At 72.1% G+C, this 18,114-nt stretch carries 19 protein-coding genes; 13 read left to right on the top strand and 6 right to left on the bottom strand.

Annotation, left to right across the window (positions count from 1 at the left end):
* Positions 1 to 57 precede the first annotated feature (57 nt).
* Positions 58 to 846 carry an aldolase gene (locus MMR14E_RS21625; RefSeq protein WP_331317125.1) on the top strand — a complete coding sequence of 263 codons (789 nt, stop codon included), beginning with the start codon at positions 58 to 60 and terminating at the stop codon, positions 844 to 846.
* Between the two features lie 7 nt (positions 847 to 853).
* On the opposite strand, the gene MMR14E_RS21620 is transcribed toward MMR14E_RS21625, so the two are convergent.
* A complete protein-coding gene (locus tag MMR14E_RS21620) occupies positions 854 to 2,110 on the bottom strand; it encodes a lytic murein transglycosylase (protein ID WP_331317123.1) in 1,257 nt (418 codons plus the stop codon).
* Between MMR14E_RS21620 and MMR14E_RS21615 the strand changes: the two genes are divergently transcribed.
* The 4 genes from MMR14E_RS21615 (at position 2,010) to MMR14E_RS21600 (ending at position 4,805) form a co-directional block, all read left to right on the top strand.
* Positions 2,010 to 2,402: an ELM1/GtrOC1 family putative glycosyltransferase gene (locus MMR14E_RS21615; RefSeq protein ID WP_331317121.1), complete on the top strand. Its 393-nt coding sequence runs from the start codon at positions 2,010 to 2,012 to the stop codon at positions 2,400 to 2,402. The genes MMR14E_RS21620 and MMR14E_RS21615 overlap by 101 nt on opposite strands.
* Before the next feature lie 119 nt (positions 2,403 to 2,521).
* The gene (locus MMR14E_RS21610; protein WP_331317119.1) at positions 2,522 to 3,016 is read left to right on the top strand and encodes an SRPBCC family protein; all 495 of its coding nucleotides are present in this window, start codon (positions 2,522 to 2,524) and stop codon (positions 3,014 to 3,016) included.
* 152 nt (positions 3,017 to 3,168) lie between these two features.
* Positions 3,169 to 4,581 (top strand): pyruvate kinase, encoded by a 1,413-nt coding sequence (gene pyk / locus MMR14E_RS21605; protein ID WP_331317117.1) that lies wholly within the window; start codon positions 3,169 to 3,171, stop codon positions 4,579 to 4,581.
* A gap of 95 nt (positions 4,582 to 4,676) precedes the next feature.
* The gene (locus MMR14E_RS21600) at positions 4,677 to 4,805 is read left to right on the top strand and encodes a hypothetical protein (protein WP_012320301.1); all 129 of its coding nucleotides are present in this window, start codon (positions 4,677 to 4,679) and stop codon (positions 4,803 to 4,805) included.
* Between the two features lie 66 nt (positions 4,806 to 4,871).
* Here MMR14E_RS21600 and MMR14E_RS21595 read toward each other — a convergent pair whose 3' ends face one another.
* The gene (locus tag MMR14E_RS21595; RefSeq protein WP_331317116.1) at positions 4,872 to 6,059 is read right to left on the bottom strand and encodes a patatin-like phospholipase family protein; all 1,188 of its coding nucleotides are present in this window, start codon (positions 6,057 to 6,059) and stop codon (positions 4,872 to 4,874) included.
* 455 nt (positions 6,060 to 6,514) lie between these two features.
* Here MMR14E_RS21595 and MMR14E_RS21590 point away from each other — a divergent pair, with 455 nt between their 5' ends.
* Positions 6,515 to 7,051, top strand: coding sequence for a GcrA family cell cycle regulator (locus tag MMR14E_RS21590; RefSeq protein ID WP_419539390.1), 537 nt, complete (start codon positions 6,515 to 6,517; stop codon positions 7,049 to 7,051).
* 12 nt (positions 7,052 to 7,063) lie between these two features.
* Here the strand turns inward: MMR14E_RS21590 and MMR14E_RS21585 are convergent, their stop codons facing one another.
* Positions 7,064 to 7,294, bottom strand: a complete 231-nt coding sequence (locus MMR14E_RS21585; protein WP_331317113.1) for a hypothetical protein — start codon at positions 7,292 to 7,294, stop codon at positions 7,064 to 7,066.
* A 448-nt stretch (positions 7,295 to 7,742) separates the two neighbouring features.
* Here MMR14E_RS21585 and cysK point away from each other — a divergent pair, with 448 nt between their 5' ends.
* The 5 genes from cysK to MMR14E_RS21560 all read left to right on the top strand — a co-directional run bounded on the left by cysK (position 7,743) and on the right by MMR14E_RS21560 (position 10,241).
* Positions 7,743 to 8,717 carry a cysteine synthase A gene (gene cysK, locus MMR14E_RS21580; protein WP_331292668.1) on the top strand — a complete coding sequence of 325 codons (975 nt, stop codon included), beginning with the start codon at positions 7,743 to 7,745 and terminating at the stop codon, positions 8,715 to 8,717.
* A gap of 289 nt (positions 8,718 to 9,006) precedes the next feature.
* Positions 9,007 to 9,510: a hypothetical protein gene (locus MMR14E_RS21575; protein ID WP_331317112.1), complete on the top strand. Its 504-nt coding sequence runs from the start codon at positions 9,007 to 9,009 to the stop codon at positions 9,508 to 9,510.
* Between the two features lie 82 nt (positions 9,511 to 9,592).
* On the top strand, positions 9,593 to 9,772 hold the full coding sequence (locus MMR14E_RS21570; protein WP_331317111.1) for a hypothetical protein: 180 nt from the start codon (positions 9,593 to 9,595) through the stop codon (positions 9,770 to 9,772).
* Positions 9,772 to 10,086 (top strand): hypothetical protein, encoded by a 315-nt coding sequence (locus MMR14E_RS21565; RefSeq protein WP_331317109.1) that lies wholly within the window; start codon positions 9,772 to 9,774, stop codon positions 10,084 to 10,086. The genes MMR14E_RS21570 and MMR14E_RS21565 overlap by 1 nt, the downstream gene beginning before the upstream one ends.
* A complete protein-coding gene (locus MMR14E_RS21560) occupies positions 10,083 to 10,241 on the top strand; it encodes a hypothetical protein (RefSeq protein WP_331317107.1) in 159 nt (52 codons plus the stop codon). The genes MMR14E_RS21565 and MMR14E_RS21560 overlap by 4 nt, the downstream gene beginning before the upstream one ends.
* 53 nt (positions 10,242 to 10,294) lie before the next feature.
* Here MMR14E_RS21560 and MMR14E_RS21555 read toward each other — a convergent pair whose 3' ends face one another.
* Positions 10,295 to 10,516, bottom strand: a complete 222-nt coding sequence (locus tag MMR14E_RS21555) for an RAG2 PHD domain containing protein (protein ID WP_419539389.1) — start codon at positions 10,514 to 10,516, stop codon at positions 10,295 to 10,297.
* Between the two features lie 178 nt (positions 10,517 to 10,694).
* Positions 10,695 to 12,518, bottom strand: a complete 1,824-nt coding sequence (typA, locus tag MMR14E_RS21550; RefSeq protein WP_331317104.1) for a translational GTPase TypA — start codon at positions 12,516 to 12,518, stop codon at positions 10,695 to 10,697.
* Positions 12,519 to 12,934: 416 nt separating this feature from the next.
* On the opposite strand from typA, the gene MMR14E_RS21545 reads away from it, so the two are divergent.
* Together MMR14E_RS21545 and MMR14E_RS21540 are read left to right on the top strand one after the other, a co-directional pair.
* Positions 12,935 to 15,583, top strand: a complete 2,649-nt coding sequence (locus MMR14E_RS21545; RefSeq protein ID WP_331317102.1) for an ABC transporter ATP-binding protein/permease — start codon at positions 12,935 to 12,937, stop codon at positions 15,581 to 15,583.
* A gap of 77 nt (positions 15,584 to 15,660) precedes the next feature.
* A complete protein-coding gene (locus MMR14E_RS21540) occupies positions 15,661 to 17,097 on the top strand; it encodes a cytochrome P450 (protein WP_331317101.1) in 1,437 nt (478 codons plus the stop codon).
* Here MMR14E_RS21540 and MMR14E_RS21535 read toward each other — a convergent pair.
* Positions 17,087 to 17,971 carry an alpha/beta hydrolase gene (locus MMR14E_RS21535; protein WP_331317100.1) on the bottom strand — a complete coding sequence of 295 codons (885 nt, stop codon included), beginning with the start codon at positions 17,969 to 17,971 and terminating at the stop codon, positions 17,087 to 17,089. The two genes, MMR14E_RS21540 and MMR14E_RS21535, sit on opposite strands and share 11 nt — an antisense overlap.
* Positions 17,972 to 18,114: the final 143 nt, after the last annotated feature.

Below are 18,114 nucleotides of genomic sequence, written 5' to 3'. Positions count from 1 at the left end.
GTGCGGCCCCGGCCGGGTTACTGGGCCCGATCCCGACACACAGGAAAGCCCGCACGCATGGCGCACGCCGTTACCGCCCCGGGGACCCCGCCGGCCCGCAGCAATGAGCCCCTGAACGCCGACAGCGTGCGCCGTGCCCGGATCGACCTCGCCGCCTGCCTGCGCTGGGCCGCCCGCAACGGCCTGGAAGAGGGTATCTGCAACCACTTCTCGGCGGTGCTGCCGGAGCGGCCCGATCTGTTCCTGGTCAATCCCTACGGCCTCGCGTTCGCGGAGGTCACCGCGTCGAGCCTGCTGCTCTGCGACTTCCACGGCAACGTCCTTGAGGGCGACGGCCAGCCGGAGGCGACCGCCTTCCACATCCACGCCGAGTTGCACCGGCTGAAGCCCCGCGCCCGGGCCGCGTTCCACACCCACATGCCCTACGCGACGGCGCTCGCCATGCTGGAGGGCGAGCCGCTGGTGTGGGCCGGCCAGACGGCCCTGCGCTTCTATGGCCGGATCGCGGTGGACGAGGATTACAACGGTCTCGCGCTCGATTCGTCCGAGGGCCGGCGGATCGCCGAGAGCGCCGGCGAGGCGGACGTGGTGTTCCTGAAGAACCACGGCGTGATGGTGCTGGGCGAGACCATCGCGGAGGCCTGGGACGACCTCTACTACCTGGAGCGCGCCGCCCAGGCGCAGGTCCTGGCGATGAGCACGGGGCGCGCGCTGAAGGCCGTGCCCGAGGCGATCGTGAAGCACGTGGCGGCCCAGGAAGCGGCGGGCCGCGCCGAGAGCGCCCGCCTGCACCTGGAGAGCGTCAAGCGGGTGCTCGCCCGGGACGAGCCCGCCTTCCTGGCGTGAGCACGCGTCAGGGCGCGGCCCGGATCCGGTCGAGCAGCGCGGCGTCGGCGTAGCCGTCCGGCGGCAGGCCGACCGAGCCCTGGAACGCGCGCAGCGCCGCCCGCGTCCGCGGGCCGATCTTGCCGTCGACCCCGCCGGTGGCGAAGCCGCGCTCCGTCAGCCGGGTCTGCAGGTCGCGCCGCTCGTCGGCGGTGAGCGGCCGGTCGCCGCGCGGCCAGTCATGCACCAGGCCCGGGTCGCCGCGCAGGCGATCCGACAGGAGCGCGACGGTCAGCGCGTAGGCCAGGGCCGTGTTGTAGCGGAGGATCACCGCGAAGTTCGGCTGCAGCAGGAAGGCGGGGCCGCGGATCCCGGCCGGCAGGATCAGGGTCGCCTCGGCCGCGTCCGGCAGGGCGCGTTCGCGGGCGGGCCTCACGCCGAGCGCCCGCCACGCCGCGACGGTGCGGACCGTCGTCTCGTCGGCGAGCGCCGCGTCGAAGGTCCCGGGCAGCACCGCCTCGGTGCCCCAGCCCGCGCCGGGCTTCCAGCCGTGGCTGCGCAGGTAGTGCGCCGTCGACGCGAGGGCGTCCGGCACCGAGGTCCAGATGTCGCGCCGGCCGTCGCCGTCGAAATCGACCGCCTCGCGCTGGTAGACGCTGGGCATGAACTGCGTATGCCCCATGGCGCCGGCCCAGGACCCGGTCAGCCCCGCCGGCATCCGGTCGAGGGGCGCCTGGTTCCAGGCCAGGATCTGGAGCGCCGCCGCCAGCTCGTCGCGCCAGTAGGTCGCGCGGGTCGGGTCGCTGCAGCCGAGCGTCGCGAGCGAGCGGAGGACCGGCTTCACCACCGCCGCGTTGTCGAGCACGGCACCGTAGCTCGATTCCACGCCCCAGAACGCCACCAGGATGTGGCGGTCGACCCCGTACTGGGCCTCGATGGCCGCGAGCGTGTCGGCGTGCTCGGCGAGCTTGCGCAGACCGGCCTCGACGCGGGCCGGCGTGACGCTGGCCTCGATGTAGTCCCAGATCGGCCGGACGAACTCGCCCTGGCTCTGGGTCGCGGCGACGACGTCCGGGTCGGGCGTGAGGTGGGCGAGCTGCGCCTCGGCGAGGCCCTGCGGGACGGCGCGGGCCGTGACCCAGGCGATCAGGTCGGCCCGGCAGGCCTCGAAGGGCTGCCGGCTGATGGTGACGATCTCCCGCCGGACGCCGAACCCGCTGCGCGAGGCCGTGAAGGCGCTCGCCGCCGAGACCGGCGGGTTCCTCTGGGACGGGAGCGGCGACAACCCCTACGTGGCCATGCTGGCGCTCGCCGAGGCGATCGTCGTGACTTCCGACTCGGCCAACATGGTCAGCGAGGCGGTGTCGACCGGCGCACCGGTCCTGCTGTTCGATCTGCCGTCGACATCCCAGAAGATCCGCAGAGCCTCGGGGCGCGACGCCGCGATCACGCCCTGGAGCAGCGCGTCGTCCCGGTCGCCAGGGCCGCGCGCGCGGCGCCGCTCCGGGTCGCGGGCCGATTCGGCGCGGCGCGATCGTCCATGGGCATCTCCGGTGATCCAGACGGGGGCGGCGTAGCATAGCGGGCCGGCAGCGACACCTTCGAGACCCGGCCCGTGGCGGCGAGGGGCTCGCCGCGGCCCCGGCGGCGCCCCAAGTCGCCTCGCACCTGCCCGCCTGCCCGGAGACCACCCGTGATGCATCCCGCTTCCCTGACGGCGATCGGCGCGGCCCTCCTGGCCGCCGGACCGGCCAGCGCCCTGGAGGTCACCCGGAGCCGCGACATCCCGGCCCCGCCCGCGGCGGTCTGGGCGCTGGTCGGCGATTTCTGCGCGATCCAGAACTGGCACCCGCAGGTCCAGCGCTGCATCCTGTCGGGCGAGGACGACGATGACGGCATCCGCGCCCAGATCCGCGGCCTCGTGGTGAAGGGCGGCCGGGGCACGATCGCGGAGGTCGAGACCGCGCGCGACGAGACCGGCATGAGCTACAGCTACAGCTTCATCCAGGGCCCGTTGCCGGTGCGCGCCTACAACGCGACGCTGGCGGTCCGTCCCAACGGCGAAGGCTCCACGGTGATCTGGAGCGCGACCTTCGACGCCGAGGGCGTGAGCGACGCCGACGCCGTCGCCGACATCACCGGCGTGTTCGACGCGGGCCTTGCCGGGATCGCCCGGGAGTCGGCCAGATAGCCGCCCGCCGAATCGGCCCGCCGCGCGAAAAATCGCCCGCCGGGCGCCGCGGGCCCTCGCCGCGGGGCCGTCGCGGACCGATGTGAGCGCCGTCGGCGCGACCGAGCGCCCGGCTCGATTCCCAGAGGCAGCCTCAGGAGGCCGAGACCCGCATGCGCCGTCACCGCCACGCCAAGATCGTCGCCACCGTCGGTCCCGCCAGCTCCGCCCCGGACCAGCTCCGCGCCCTGTTCCTCGCCGGCGTCGACACGTTCCGGCTCAATTTCAGCCACGGCCTCCAAGAGGATCACGCCAAGGTCCACGCGGCCATCCGCGCCCTCGAGAAGGAGGTCGGCCGGCCGATCGGCATCCTGCAGGATCTCCAGGGGCCCAAGATCCGGATCGGCACGCTCCAGGGTGGCCGGCTCGATCTCCAGGCCGGCGAGACCGTCCGCTTCGTCCTCGAGGGCGCCGACGGCGACAGGCAGGCGATCCCGCTGCACCACCCGGAGATCTTCGACGCCGTCGTGCCGGGTCAGGAACTCCTCATCGACGACGGCCGGGTGCGGGTGCGGGTCACCGGGCCCGAGCGGACCTCGATCACCGCCGAGGTCGTCACCGGGGGCACGATCTCGAACCGCAAGGGCGTGAACCTGCCGGGCACGCTGCTGGACCTGTCGCCGCTGACCGAGAAGGACCGGGCGGACCTCGCCTTCGGGCTCGACCTCGGCGTCGACTGGGTCGCCCTGTCGTTCGTCCAGAAGCCGTCCGACGTCATCGAGGCGCGGGGGATCATCGGCGACCGTGCCGGCATCATGTCGAAGATCGAGAAGCCGCAGGCGCTGGAGCGGATCGACGACATCATCCGGCTCTCCGACGCCGTGATGGTCGCCCGCGGCGACCTCGGCGTCGAGATCCCGCACGAGGACGTGCCCGGACGGCAGAAGGAGCTGATCCGGGCCTGCCGGCTCGCCGTGAAGCCCGTCGTGGTGGCGACCCAGATGCTCGACTCGATGGTCAACGCCCCGGCGCCCACCCGGGCGGAGGCGTCGGACGTCGCCACCGCCATCTACGACGGCGCCGACGCCGTGATGCTCTCGGCGGAATCCGCGACCGGCCGCTACCCGGTCGAGGCGGTGGCGATGATGGACCGGATCATCCGGAGCGTGGAGGGACACAAGCTCTATCACTCGATCGTCGCGGCCTCGGAGCCGGGCGAGGAGGAGACGCCGCCCCACGCGGTGGCGACCGCCACGGCCGACCTCGCCGAGGCCGTGCACGCCGCGGCGATCGTCGCCTACACGGCGAGCGGGACGACGGCCGCCCGGGTCGCGCGCAAGCGCCCCGCGGCCTCGATCCTGGCCCTGACCCCCAACGTCGCGACGTCGCGGCGGCTCAGCCTGCTCTGGGGGGCGCACAGCGTCCTGACGGAGGACGTCGACAGCTACGAGGAGATGACCTCGAAGGCCTGCCACCACGCCCAGGACGAGGGTTTCGCCCGGCCGAACGACATCATCGTGGTCACCGCCGGCATCCCGTTCCACACGGCCGGCAACACCAACAACATCCGCCTGATGCAGGTCTGAAGTGCCCGATCGGGCGCCGGGCTGGAACGCGGCCCGCGCCTGACCCGTTGATGGGGAAGCTGCGCCATTTGGGCGCGAGACCGGAGGGCCGACCCATGAACCTGATCGGACGCATCGTCACCAAGATCCTCGGCAACGAGAACCGCCCCGTCGACCGGGACGACCGGAACGCCAGCACGGCGACGCCGCTCGGCCGCCTCGTGACGAAGATCCTGGGCAAGTAGGCGCACCGTCCGCCCGCGCCATTCGCCGCGCGCCCGAGCCGGGCGCGCGGCAGGACTGCCAGGCGATCAATTCGCGATGGCGCTGGCGGTCTCCTTCAGCACCGGCGCGGCGGGAATCGCGTGCTGCCAGAAGGTGCCGGTCCGGCCCTTCTCGTAACCGGCCTCGTACAGGGCCCGCATGTAGGCGGTGTCGAAGCCCTTCGCGGCGGACGCCTTGGGCCCGTTCTCGTCGATGTAGGTGAGGTTGAAGCCGATGCCGTTGTTGCGTGCCAGCGCGTAGGTCGCCGTCAGCGTCGCGCGGGAACGGGCACGGCTCGCCGTCGTGAAGGAGCGCTCGACGATCGAGAGCGTGTTGTCCTTCGTGACCTCGAATTCCGGCTCCAGACGGCCGTTGATCACCACGTAGATCTCGGCCTTGCCGCCGGTGCGGATCCGTCCGTCGCGCAGCAGCAGGGTCTGCGGCAGGGTGAAGACCGGGGTCACCACCGACCCGTCGACATGCATCTCCTGGAAGCGCGCGTCGCCGGCCGAGACGTCGATGAACTGGGGCGGGAACACCGCCGGGATGCTGGCCGAGGCCGCCAGGACGTCGCGGAACAGCTGGCGGGCGTTGGGGACCCCGCTCGCCGCGATGGCACCCATGTTCCAGATCACCGCGCGCTGGGAGTCGAGGTTCGTCGTCACGACGAGCAGGCGCCGGCCCTTCGCGTGCTCCTCGGCCACGGCCTTGAGGAGATCGTCCGTGACGTAGCGGTCGATGAGGTTGCGCAGGCGCCCGTCGCCGAACAGGCCGGAGCCGAACAGCACGTTCGCCAGGTTCGGCGAGGCCACCAGCTCGCTGGCGACGCCGCTCGTGTAGAACTCGGTCAGGTAGGGGTCGTAGGACGAGCCCAGGAACGCGAAGGGGGCGATCAGCGCGCCCGTCGAGACGCCGGAGACCAGGGTGAATTCCGGCCGCTTGCCGGACGCCGTCCAGCCGTTCAGCACGCCGGCCCCGTAGGCGCCGTCGCCGCCGCCGCCCGACAGGGCCAGGTAGGTGAAGCCCTTCTGGCGCCGCTCCGGATGCGCGGCGAGCTCCGCGATCGTGTCCACCGACGCGTCGGCGAAGACCCGCGCGCCCGGGATCCCGGGAACGGTGGCGAAGGCCGCCTGCTCGGCGCTGTAGGGCGTCCGCGGAACGCTGCCGCAGGCCGCGACCTGACCCGCCAGCCCGAACGCCACCGCCACGCGCAGGCTGACCAGACGAACGCCCATCGTCACTTCCTCGAACCGCGAAACGCGCCCACTCTGCCACACGGAACGAGCTTGGCCGTATCGCCAGTTCCGCCTGAGCCGGCTTCGAAGCAACGATAAGGCCGCGCTGTTGCGGTGGGGTCACGATCCCACGCGATCGGGGCGCGAGCGTGGCCGTCGGGGCAAGGGGCCGGACCTTGCGGAGCCGGCCCGGACCGGGCCGGACGGAACCATTGCCGGTGGACAGGCGATGCGGCGGCCCGCGCCCGGCGGCCTGCCGCCCTTGCAACGTTCGCGAACGCCGCGCTAGGGTTCCCCCGTGGCCCGGCGAGACAGGGTGTCGCACGTGGTGCGGCAGCCGGCGCGCGGGGGTGCAGTCTGCGCGGCGACACGGTCGGCCGGGAGATCGACTCCTGTCGTCTGGAACACGCGGGCTGGCCTTCGGAGGCGCGGCCGAGCCGCAGGGGGCGGAGGGGATGATGGAAGCGGGTCTCGGCTGGACGGACGATCGCGTGGCGCTGCTGCGCCGCCTGTGGGAAGACGGCCAGAGCGCCAGCAAGATCGCGGCGCAACTCGGCGGCGTCACCCGCAACGCGGTCATCGGGAAGGTCCACCGCCTCGGTCTGGCCGGCCGCGCGCGCGGCGGCGAGGAGGCCGCCACCGCCGTTCCGCCGTCGAAGACGGTCGAGATCGAGACCGCCATCGCGGTGGTCGAGACGCAGGCGCCCGAGCCTGTCGCGATCCTGACCCATCGTCCGGCCCCGGAATTCCCGGCGCCCGCGCCCGCTGCGGCGCCCGCGCCCGTGGCCCTGGCGGTGTCGGAGCGCGTCACCATCATGGATCTCCGGGAATCCATGTGCCGCTGGCCCCTCGGCGACCCGACGACGCCGGAATTCCGCTTCTGCGGCGCCCGGTCGATCACCGGCCTGCCGTACTGCACCCACCACGCCGAGATCGCCTACCAGCCCGCCGCCGAGCGGAAGCGCGATCGCCGCGTCGCCTCGTTCCGCTGAGCCGCCGCGCCGTCAGCGCAGCGTGACGCCGGCCTCGCGGAGGACGCGGGCGGTGCCGGGATTGACCGCGTCCGCCGGGACGAGACCGACGAGGTTCCTCGGCTGCGCTTCGGTGAGCTCCGTCCGCGCCAGCGCCCGGACGACGCGGTAGGCCGAGTCCTCCTCGAGGCCGGGCCGGGCGAGCACGAAGCTCCAGGATCCCACCGTCGCGATCGGATCCGCCTGCCCGGCGTGGCCCGGCAATCCAACACGTTCCTGCCCGGCCCCGGCGTCCGGGACGACCGCTTCACGATCGCGCCCGCCTTCACGTGGCGCCCCACAGCCGACACGACCTTCACGCTGNACCCCCGCCAGCAGGGCGGCCCGACGCGTCGGGCGACCGGCGGGGCCCGGCCCTCCGGCCGCGGAGGAAGGTCCGGCGCCGTCGCCCGCGGCCGGCCGGGGCGGAGAATGAAATTCTATCAGCAACGGATCACTCAATAAAGGCCTTCCACCCCGACCCGACAGTCCGCCGGATTCCGGAAAGAACTTTCGGTAACGGCACTTAGCCCGATTGCTCCGGCCGCGGCAACGCGATATCGGAGCCTCCCGTCCGGGCCGGTCAAGCCTCACGCGCGCGGGCGATCCCTTGGCGGGGCCGCCCCCGGACCCGACATCTGTCCGACCCGTCACCACGACCAGGAGTTCCGCGATGGCCGATACCCTCAACGCACCGGCGAAGGTCGGCCACGGCCGCGTCTACGGCTCGATCACCGAGACGATCGGCAACACCCCTCTCGTGCGCTTGAACCGGCTGCCCAAGGAGCACGGCGTCGACGCCGAGATCCTGCTGAAGCTCGAGTTCTTTAACCCGATCGCCAGCGTGAAGGACCGCATCGGCGTCAACATGATCGACGCCCTGGAGGCCTCCGGGAAGCTGCAGCCCGGCGGCACGCTCGTCGAGCCGACCTCGGGCAACACCGGCATCGCCCTGGCCTTCACGGCGGCGGCCCGCGGCTACCGGCTCATCCTGGTGATGCCCGAGACGATGTCGCTGGAGCGGCGCAAGATGCTCGCCTTCCTGGGCGCGGAACTGGCGCTCACGCCGGGCGCCCAGGGCATGAAGGGCGCGATCGCCAAGGCCGAGGAGCTCCTGAAGGAGATTCCGGGCTCGGTCATGCCGCAGCAGTTCTCGAACCCGGCCAACCCGGAGATCCACCGGAAGACCACCGCCGAGGAGATCTGGACCGACACGGGCGGCCAGCTCGACGCGTTCGTGGCCGGCGTCGGCACCGGCGGCACGGTGACGGGTGTCGGCGAGGTGCTGAAGCCGCGCCTGCCGAACCTGAAGGTCTTCGCCGTGGAGCCCGAGGATTCTCCGGTGATCTCCGGCGGCCAGCCCGGCCCGCACAAGATCCAGGGCATCGGCGCCGGGTTCATCCCCGACAACCTGCACACCAACATCCTCGACGGCGTCCTGAAGGTCACCAACCAGGCGGCGTTCGAGACCTCCCGGGCGCTCGCCCGGCTGGAGGGCATTCCGGGCGGCATCTCCACGGGCGGCAACGTCGCGGCGGCGCTGGAGCTTGCCAAGCGCCCCGAGTTCCAGGGCAAGCGGATCGTGACCGTCGCCTGCTCGTTCGCCGAGCGCTACATCTCGTCCGCCCTGTTCGACGGGATCGGCTGAGCCCGGCACCGGAGCGGCCTTCGGGCCGCTCCCCTCCGGCCCGCTGCGAGGCCTACCGCCCCGCGCGCGACCTCGATCGTGCCGGGACCGGCCGATCGAACAAATTTTTCTACTCAATCCACCACAGCACTGTATCCGTGAAGATAAAATAGAGATCAAACCAGCCTACAGACCGCGGACATATATTATTATCGAGAAGTTATTCTGAAAACAGCAGCGCGAGCGCTTCGCCTGGACGCGTGAACAACCATCCGCTAACGCCGACCCGGCGAACGGACAGGGATCTCTCATGCGCGGCCTTCTGATCCTCGTATTCGGTCTCTGGGCCCAGGCGGCGATCGCCCAGGGCTTCGCGCTCCACGACCTGACCGGGCTGGCCGAAGCCGCCAGGGCGGCGCTCGGGACCGAGGCCACGGCGCGGGCCGAAGCGGAGCATCTCGGCCTGCACTGCTCCGCCTGCACGGGGGCCCCGTCGATCGAGATCCGGATCGGGCGCCTCACCGACGGAACCGAGGCCCGGGTCCGCTCGGGCCGCACGACCCTGGCGGCGCTCGAGGCGATCTGCGTGCGGCGCAATCCGGATTGCCGCCTCTCGACCCTGCCCGCCGGCCCGGCGATCGGCTGGATGAGCGTCTACGCGCTGGGCGGCAGTGCCGGAGCCACCGCGGTCATTCTACGGGACGGCGACCTGCTGACGATCGAGGCGCGGGCGGCGGATCGCGAGGCCGCGGAGGATTCGGCGCGGCGCGTCATGCAGGCCGTCCTGCCCCGGATCGTCGGACCGGAGACCTGACCCGCCCGCCGCCGGTCGGCCGGGTCCGCGCAACCCTCCTCCCCCGCCTCCGTTGTCCCCCGGAGACGCAGAGAGGCGAGCCATGACAGAGCAGACCGGACGACCGTCGCGAGAGGGTTCCGACACCGCGCCGACCACTGACACCCAGACGCCGCGAGAGAAGCTCGGCCAGATGGAGGACGAGGCACGGTCCGGCACCGATCTCGGCGAGGCGATCGACCGCGCCACCGCCGCCGTCGGCCAGGACGACGGGAAGCGCTGATGGTCAGGCCGACGAGCGAATCCGGGACGGTCACCCGCAAGCCCGACGACAAGGTCGGGTCGCGCGGGAGCACGCCCGCCGGCGGCGGCCATCAGACCTCCGATCAGGCGGCGATCACCGACATGGGGTCCGGCGGAACGCCGCGGCCCGAACCGAAGGAGGGCTGGGGCGCGGCGGGCGAACCGGGCCGCGCGCCGCCCGCGATCGGCGGCTCCTCGGGGGGCCATTCCGATCAGAAGGCCTCGCGAGGTCCGGCCGCCGACACGAAGGTGGCGGACGGGCACTACCGGGCGGAGCGGGAGAACCGGGAATGACCGAGCGTCGAGAGACCGGCGCGCAGCCGGACAAGCCGAAGAACGTCGCCCCCGACGCGGTCAAGGACCCGAACGAGAAGACCGAGGGCAAGCCAGGCCACGGGACGCCTTCCGGCGGCACGCAGAACGACGAGACCGATCCCGGAAGCAGCTGACGCGCCGCGCCGGCCAGTGCCGCGGCGGGATTCGCGCCGCGGCGACGCGGGGATCAGGAGAGCCGGAAGGGGATCGGTCCGGAGGCCAGCGGCACGTCGCCGGGACGGCAGCCGGTCTCGACGCAGGCGTAGCGGATCGCGTCCTGGCGGCTGCGGAAGATGCCTCCGGCGCGCCCACCGGTCTCGACCGCGACCCAGTGTCCCTCGCCGTCCTGGCCGACGAGGTATGAGGGCGGCGCGGCGGCGGCCTGCGCGAACGGAGGGAGGGGATTCAACGCGACGGGCATCGGTGTCACGGGGTTCACGCGGGCCTCTCGGGTCCGCCCCACCGAGGTATCGCCCCCGGCATAAGGGTTCGATGGGTCCGAGAGCGACCCGGAATAAGGGCCGCATCAGCAACCGGGCCTGAGCGCCCGGTTGCCTGTCGTTCACGATCGGCGACGGCCGTCCGCCTCAGGCGGCGTTCTCCTTCGACCGCTCGGCCCGCTTGCGGTCGTTCGGATCGAGGATCGCCTTGCGCAGGCGGATCGACTTCGGCGTCACCTCGACGAGCTCGTCGTCCTGGATCCAGGCCAGCGAGCGCTCGAGGGTCATCCGGATCGGCGGGGTGAGGCGCACGGCCTCGTCCTTCGAGGTGGTGCGGATGTTCGTGAGCTTCTTGCCCTTGAGCACGTTCACCTCGAGATCGTTCTCGCGGTTGTGCTCGCCGACGATCATGCCCTGGTACACCTTCCAGCCGGGCTCGATCATCATCGGGCCGCGATCCTCCAGGTTCCACATGGCGTAGGCCACGGCCTCGCCCTGGTCGTTGGAGATCAGCACGCCGTTGCGCCGGCCCGGCATCTCGCCCTTGTAGGGCTCGTAGGCCTTGAACAGCCGGTTCATGATCGCGGTGCCGCGGGTGTCGGTCAGCAGCTCGCCCTGGTAGCCGATCAGGCCGCGGGTCGGAGCGTGGAACACGAGGCGCAGGCGATTGCCGCCGGACGGCCGCATCTCCAGCATCTCGGCCTTCCGCTCGGACATCTTCTGCACGACGACGCCGGAATGCTCCTCGTCGACGTCGATCACGACCTCCTCGATCGGCTCCAGCAGGCCGCCATTCTCGTCGCGCTCGTACACGACGCGGGGCCGCGACACGGCGATCTCGAAGCCCTCGCGGCGCATGGTCTCGATCAGGATCGAGAGCTGCAGCTCGCCGCGGCCCGAGACGTAGAAGCTGTCCTTGTCGGCGGCCTCCTCGATCTTGAGCGTGACGTTGCCCTCGGCCTCCTTGAACAGGCGGTCGCGGATCATGCGGCTCGTGACCTTGTCGCCCTCGGTGCCGGCGAGCGGACTGTCGTTGACGATGAACGACATCGTCACGGTCGGCGGGTCGATCGGCTGGGCCTGGATCGGGGTTTCGACCTGCGGGTCGCAGAAGGTGTCGGCCACGGTGCCCTTCATCAGGCCGGCGATCGACACGATGTCGCCCGCCTCGCCCACCTCGATCGGCGCGCGCTCGAGGCCGCGGAAGGCGAGGATCTTCGACACGCGGCCGGTCTCGACGACCTTGCCGTGACGGTCGAGGACCTTGATCGACTGGTTGGGCTTCACCGAGCCCGCCGCGATGCGGCCCGTGATGATCCGGCCGAGGAACGGGTTGGCCTCGAGCAGGGTGCCGAGCATCCGGAACGGGCCCTCCTCGGTCCGGGCCTGCGGCACGTGCTTCAGCACGAGGTCGAACAGGGGCTCGAGGCCCACCGACGGGTCGGCCTCCGGGCTGTCGGCCATCCAGCCGTTGCGGCCCGACCCGTAGAGGATCGGGAAGTCGAGCTGCTCGTCGGTGGCGTCGAGGGCGGCGAACAGGTCGAACACCTCGTTCACGACCTCGTTGATCCGCGCGTCCGGACGGTCGACCTTGTTGATCGCCACGATCGGGCGCAGGCCGATCTTGAGCGCCTTGCCGACCACGAACTTGGTCTGCGGCATCGGCCCCTCGGCCGCGTCCACAAGCACGATCACGCCGTCGACCATCGACAGGATGCGCTCGACCTCGCCGCCGAAATCGGCGTGGCCGGGGGTGTCGACGATGTTGACGCGGGTGTCCTTCCAGACGACCGAGGTCGCCTTGGCGAGGATCGTGATGCCACGCTCCTTCTCGAGGTCGTTCGAGTCCATCGCCCGCTCCTCGACCCGCTGATTCTCGCGGAAGGTGCCGGACTGGGCCAGCAGCTTGTCGACGAGGGTCGTCTTGCCGTGGTCGACGTGAGCGATGATGGCGATGTTGCGCAGATTCATGGCGGCCCGAAACGGGTTGTGCCGGCTCCCTGGCGGCCGCGCGGCGCGGCCGTCCGCGCCGGTTCAGGTACGGAGTCGTGGTGGTTGCGTCGCAATATAAGGACGCGGGCGCTTGGGCAAGGCCGCTGAGGTCATGGGGGCGTCGCGTTGCCGGGATTGCTGGGGGCAGATCCGGCAGCGGCGCCCCGCGCCCGGCGCGGTTCGGCGATCGAAGCAGGGCTGCTCCGCGCGCGCTCCCCAGCGGCGGCCGCCCTATATGACGGCACGATGACGCCGCGACCGGCGCGAAGCCGTCCGTATCGGGTTGTATTGGATGAAACCGGATCCCTCGGGTAGCGTATCGACCAGGATCAGGTGCTCGGCTGCGGCGATTCGGCCCTCGGGCCGCCAGGGCGGGCTTTCCCCGGAAGGACACGATGCGCGCGCTTGAGCCGCGGCTGTTCCCGTATATCTGGCGCTACTCGAAAGGCGCGCAGCTCCGGATCTGCGCCGTCGTGCTGGCGTCGCTCCCGTTCTATTTCGCCTCGCTCGACCTGCCGAAGCGCATCGTCAACGACGCGATCACCGGGAAGGCCTACGCGCACGGCGAGGCGACCGCGCCGTTCCTCGAGCTCACCGTCGAGTGGCCCGCCTTCCTGGGCGGCGGCAAGACTCACCTGTTCGAGGGGTTCCAGCTCGACCGGTTCGAGCTGCTGCTCAGCCTGTCGACCCTGTTCCTCAGCCTCGTCCTGATCAACGGCGCGTTCAAGTTCTGGATCAACCTGCAGAAGGGCATCCTCGGCGAGCGGATGCTGCGCCGCCTGCGGTTCCAGCTGTTCTCGCTGATGCTGCGCTTCTCCCCGGAGACGCAGCGGGAGGTGAAATCCTCCGAGACCGCGACGATCATCCGGGACGAGGTCGAGCCGATCGGCTCCTTCATCGGCGACGCGATCGTGGTGCCGGTGTTCCTGGGCACGCAGGCCGCGACGGCGCTGGCCTTCATCATGATGCAGAACATCTGGCTCGGCATCGCGGCCGGCGGCATGGTCGCCGTGCAGATGACCGTGATCCCGCGGCTGCGGCGGGAGATCATCCGTCTCAGCCGCCAGCGTCAGATCGCGTCCCGCGCCCTGGCCGGGCGCGTCGCCGAGGTGCTCGACGGCCTGCAGGCGGTGACGCTGAATGACACCGGCCGCTGGGAACGCGCGGAGGTCGGCGGCCGCCTCTACCGGCTCTACGACCTGCGCCTGCGGATCTACCGCCGCAAGTTCGCGGTCAAATACCTCAACAACCTGCTCGCGCAGGTGACGCCGTTCCTGTTCTACGCGATCGGCGGCTACTTCGCCCTGAAGGGCCAGCTCGACATCGGCCAGCTCGTGGCGGTCCTGGCCGCCTACCGGGACCTGCCGCCGCCCCTCAAGGAGCTGATCGACTGGGATCAGCAGCGCCTCGACGTCGAGGTCAAGTACGAGACCGTGGCGGCGCATTTCGGCCCGCAGCGCCTCCTGCCGGCCGAGCACGAATCCGAGCGCGCGGCGCCCCGGCTCGGCGGGCCGCTGCGGCTGGAGGGCCTGCAGCTGCGCGATCCGCAGGGCGGCTCCCTAATCGAGGTCGGCGACGCGGAGGTACCCCTCCCCGGGCAGGTCGCCCTGGTCCCGCCCGGGGCGATCGCGCAGGAATTCGTCCGCGTGCTCGCCGGGCTCCAGGCGCCGCCCGGGGGCACGGTCCGGATCGGCGAGCACGACCTCTCGACGCTGCCGCGCCGCCACCACGCGCGGCGCATCGCCTACGCGGGCGTCCAGCCCGTGCTGTTCCCCGGGACGCTGCGCGACAACGTCCTCTACGGGCTGCGCGTGCACCCGCTGCGCACCAAGAGCCTCGACCTCAGCAAGGCGCGGATCAACGAGGCGGTGAAGACCGGCAACCCCTGCGACAGCGTCGAGGACCCCTGGATTGACTTCAAGCGCCTCGGCGTCCGGGATGCCGACGAGCTCGACGAGCGCCTGCTCGACCTGCTCGGCCGGCTCGACCTCGGCGACGAGCTCTACCGGTTCGGGCTCGGCGCCCTGAGTTCGGTCGCCCACGACACGCCGGTGGGCCAGCGCATGATCGCGGCGCGGGAGCACCTGCGCGAGCATTTCGCCCAGAAGGGTCTCGCCGACCTCGTGATCCCCTTCGCCCGGGGCCACTACAACGAGCAGGCCACCGTCGGGGAGAACCTGCTGTTCGGCGTCCCGCGCGACCCGACGCTGACGGATCCGCGCCGCCTCGCCGGCGTCCCCCTGTTCCGCGACGCGCTGGAGAAGGTGAAGCTCCTCGACGAGCTCGACCGGATGGGCGTCGCCATCGCCAGCAACCTCAAGGACATCTTCGCCGACGTGCCGCCGGGCCACCCGCTGTTCCGGCGGTTCTCGCTGATCACCCCGGACGCGCTGCCCGACTACCTGCGCCGGCTCGCGCGCCTGCCCGAGGACGGGCGGCTGAGCGAGACCGACAGCGTGGCCTTCCTGGCGCTGGCCCTCGCCTATGTCGAGCCGCGGATGCGCTTCGGGCTGCTCGACGAGACCCTCGCCAAGCGCATGGTCGGCGCGCGGGCGGTCGTGCAGGGCTTCATGCACGGCGACGACGGCTGCGACGTCGAATCCTACGACCCGAACCGGATCAACCCGCGCAGCACCGTCCTCGACAACCTGCTGTTCGGCCGCATCGACACGGCGCGGATGCACGGCGAGGCGCTGATCCAGAAGGAGGCCCGCGCGGTGTTCCGGGAGTTCGACCTGGAGCGGCCGATCCAGCGGCGCGGCCTCGAGAAGGAGGTCGGCAACCGCGGGCAGCTGCTGGCCGAGCGCGTCCGGGTCCGGGTCGGCCTCGCCCGGGCGATCCTGCGCGCGCCGGAGATCCTGGTCGCCGACCGGGTGGACGAGCACCTGGAGCGCGGCGTCGACACGCTGCTCGACGTGACCGAGGCCGCCCTACCCCGGGCGAGCCTCGTGGCGAGCCTGTCGCCGGAATCCGATCCGGCCCGGTTCCCCGCGCGCCTCCCGATGCGGAGTGCCGAAGCGCGCCTGCGCACGGCGGCGGAATGACGTAAGCGTGACCGGTCCGCGCGCGGCGCGGCCGGCGGTTTACAGGCCTGCCCGTCTCCGGCACAGGATGGCCCCCCATGCCAACATTCTCGGACGCCACCGCGACCCCGGACCGGGCGAGCCCGAGCCTCGCCGGGATGCCGCGCGTGGTGCCGCCGCACCGCGCCCCGCCGGAGCGCGAGCTGCCCCTGGCCGCCTACCTGCGCTCGATCCGCGACAACGCGCTGGCAGGCTTTCCCCGGCGCGCCTTCGAGGAGCCGGTCACCCGGCGGGGCCTGCTCGGGCGATCGAGCTTCGTGCTGAACGACCCCGAGGCGATCCGCCGGGTCCTCGTCGAGAATCAGGCGAACTACGCCCGCACCACCGGGACGACCCGCATCCTGCGCCCGATCCTCGGCGACGGGCTCCTGATCAGCGAGGGCTCGGCGTGGCGGCACCAGCGGCGCACCCTGGCGCCGGCCTTCACGCCGCGGGCGATCGACGGTCTGGTGCCCCACATCGCCGCCGCCGTGACCGACGGGATGGAGCGGATCGCCGCCGAGGCCGCGGAAGGGCCGGTCGACCTGTTCACGTCCTTCTACAGGCTCGCCCTGGAGATCGCCGGGCGCGCCATGTTCTCGGTGGGCATGGACGAGCACGGCGCCGAGCTGCGCCAGTTCATCGCCGAGTACGCCGAGCGGATGGGGCGGCCGCACCTCCTCGACATCGTGATCCCCCCGGGCTGGCCGGTGCCCCTCGACCTGTCGCGCCGCCGCTTCCGGCACCGGTGGATCCCCTTCCTCGACCGGATCATCGCGGCGCGCCGGGCCGCGGAGCGGGACGGGTCCCGCTCGGGCGACCTCCTCGACCTGCTCGCGGCCGCGCGCAATCCGGACACCGGCGCCGCCTTCACGCCGGACGAGCTGCGCGACCAGGTGGCCACCATGATCCTGGCGGGCCACGAGACCACCGCCGGCACGCTGTTCTGGGCGGCCTACCTGCTGGCCCTCGCCCCGGAGGTGCAGGAGCGGGTCGCCGCCGAGGCGCGCGCCGCCGACCTGACCTATCCCACCGGCTGCCAGAGCGACGGGCGGCTGCCGCTCACCCGCGCGGTGATCGACGAGACGCTGCGCCTGTACCCGGCGGCCTTCGTGGTCGTCCGGCGGGCGCTCGGCCCGGACAGCGTGGCGGGCCACGCGGTCCGGGCGAGCGACATCGTCATGGTGAGCCCCTGGGTGCTCCACCGCCACCGGTCGCTCTGGCCGGACCCGGACGCGTTCGATCCGGGCCGCTTCCTGCCCGGCGCCCCGGCCCCGCGGCGCTTCGCCTACCTGCCCTTCGGGGCCGGTCCGCGCGTGTGCATCGGCGCGCAGTTCGCCCTGAGCGAGGCCGTCCTGTCCCTGGCGCGGGTGCTGCAGCGGTTCCGGCTGGTGCTCGACGAGCGCGAGCCGGTGCTGCCCCAGGCGGTCGTCACGACCCAGCCGGACCGGCCGGCCCGGTTCCGGCTGATCCCCCGCGCGCCGCTCAGCCCCTGATCCCGGTGATCGTCGCCGAGGTCGCGCGGGGATCGCGCATCGGCCAGCGGCCGCTCTCCACCTGCGCCAGGAAGTCGTCCAGCAGGCGGTTGTAGGCGTCGGGCTCCTCGACCGAGAGGGCGTGGCCGGTATTGGGCAGCACGGCGAGGGCGGCGGAGGGGATGACCCGCTTGAGCATCAGGCTCGGGGCGAGGCAGGGCCAGTCCTCGTCGCCGGCGACGATCAGGGTCGGGACCGTCATGCGGCCCAGCTCGTCCCCGAGGTCGTAGAGCGACGGCCGCCCCTTCTGCACGCCGGCCTGGGTGTTGGCCGAGCCGAGGGCCGAGTGCTCGGCGAGCATCCGCTTGAACTCGGCGTGCCCGCGCGGATCCTTGGTCTCGAACTGCACCCGCGTCGGCCCGACGGCGTAGCGCTCCGCGAAGGCCGCCATGCCGTCGCGGAGCAGCATCGCCGCGGTGGCGTCGGCCTCGGCGCGGAACAGGGCCTGCCGCTCGGGCTCCGCGCCGTAGCCGCAGCCGCCGAGGCAGAGCGAGAGCGCGCGGCCGGGATGCCGCAGGCCGAAATGCAGGGTCGCGAAGGCGCCCATCGAGATGCCGGCGACGTGGGCCTGCGGCGCGCCGAGATGGTCGAGGATGGCCAGGATGTCGTCGGCGGCGCGCGCCTGCGAATAGGCCGAGACGGCCTCCGGAACGTCGGAGGGCGGGTAGCCCCGGGCGCTGAACGCGACCGCGCGGTAGCGGCGGCCGAAGTGGCGCAGCTGCGCCTCGTAGCTGCGATGATCGCCGGCGAATTCGTGGACGAAGATCAGCGGCGTGCCCCGGCCGCTCTCCTCGTAGTGGAGCCGTATCCCGTCGTCCGTCGTGGCGCTCGGCATGGCGATCCTCTCATCGGCCTCCCCCGGGTCCCGGAGATGGCGCGACGGGGCGCCCGGTCGAGCGTCGGGACCGGACTTCGTGGCGGCCACGACGAAGCCGCACCCGGCGGACCGGGCGCGGCTCGTGGATCTCCGTGCCGGCG

The organism is Methylobacterium mesophilicum (assembly GCF_036441335.1).
GTDB classification, from domain to species: Bacteria; Pseudomonadota; Alphaproteobacteria; order Rhizobiales; family Beijerinckiaceae; genus Methylobacterium; species Methylobacterium mesophilicum_B.
This window is presented reverse-complemented; position numbering and strand designations above follow the sequence as displayed.